Source organism: Moorena sp. SIO3I6 (assembly GCF_010672095.1).
In genome coordinates, this window is record NZ_JAAHHU010001336.1 from 1 (window position 1) to 1410 (window position 1410).

General features: G+C 46.2%; 1 protein-coding gene and 1 pseudogene. Both read left to right on the forward strand.

Annotation, left to right across the window (positions count from 1 at the left end):
• A pseudogene (locus F6K49_RS49100) lies at window positions 1–1212 on the forward strand (transposase); the annotation flags it as partial.
• 60 nt (window positions 1213–1272) lie between these two features.
• On the forward strand, window positions 1273–1410 hold a 138-nt coding region (locus F6K49_RS49105), incomplete at its 3' end, for a BtpA/SgcQ family protein (protein WP_293110005.1).

Genomic DNA, 1410 nt, shown 5'->3' on the forward strand with positions numbered 1-1410 from the left:
TCGGCTATAGATGAAGCTATTCGGACGGTTAAATTTATCCGTAATAGTTGCATCCGTTTGTGGTTGGACAATAAAGGTACAGGGAAGAGTGACCTTAGCCGGTACTCCAAAATACTGGCCAAAGAATTCCCTTTTGCTAATGAATTAAACTCTACTGCTCGTCAGGCTGCGTCTGAGAGGGCATGGTCATCGATTGTTCGCTTTTACGATAATTGCAAGAAGAAGATACCAGGCAAAAAGGGTTTTCCGAAATTCCAGAAACGTGCTCGTTCTGTCGAATACAAAAAGTCAGGATGGAAACTTTCCTCTGACAAAAAATCGATAACGTTCACGGATAAGAAAGGGATTGGAAAACTCAAACTCAAAGGTACCTGGGACTTGTGGCGCTTCGATAAGAAGCAAATTAATCGGGTTCGGATAATCAAGCGTGCTGATGGGTACTATGTCCAATTTTGCGTTGCAGTTAACGTAAAAGAGGAACTACCCCATACTGGCGAAATGGTAGGGCTAGACGTAGGACTTAAGGAATTCTATACAGATTCTAACGGTCACTCTGAACCTAACCCCCGATTCTATAGAAAAGGGGAAAAGCGCTTAAAGTTTTATCAACGTCGGGTTTCCCGGAAAAAGAAAGGCTCATCCAATCGTAGAAAAGCGGTTAATAGACTAGGCAGGCAACACCTTAAAATAAGTAGGCAGCGTGAAGAACATGCAAAGAGACTTGCACGTTGCGTAATCCGGTCTAACGACCTGGTCGCCTATGAAGATTTAAGACTCAAGAATTTGCTAAAAAATCATTGTCTAGCCAAGTCTATTAATGATGCTGGTTGGTATCAGTTCAGGAAATGGTTAGAGCATTTTGGGACTAAATTTGGCAGGATAACTGTTGCAGTAAATCCCGCCTATACCAGTCAAAATTGCTCTGAATGCGGTGAAGTCGTCAAGAAGTCTTTATCCACTAGAACCCATGTTTGTGAATGTGGATGTGAACTTGACAGAGACCATAACGCTGCCATCAATATCCGAAATAGAGCCATAAGTACGACGGGGCACGTCGGAACTTGGGTCATAGACCCGTTCGCGTAGCGGAGGCCGTAGGCCACGCTACGCGAACGGGTTCCCCGAAACGCTTCAGGAGATTTGGCCTCTACTCTTTCTGGTTCCGGCCTGATTGAGCAAGTCGAGTCGTTGATAGAGTGCGGCTTGTTCTAGGTAGGAGCCTTCAGAAACTGGAGGGGTATGACTTAGGGAATTCGCGGGTAAAATACCCGAATTCTAACTGCCATAGGAGTTGTGCATTTGCTGCCACTCCCTACTTCCCCGCGCTGGGGGGGTAGCCTGCAAGCTGTGATTGACCGAGCCGAGCAAGAGGTCACCGCCTTAGGGTCTGGTGGAGTCGATGGGGTGATT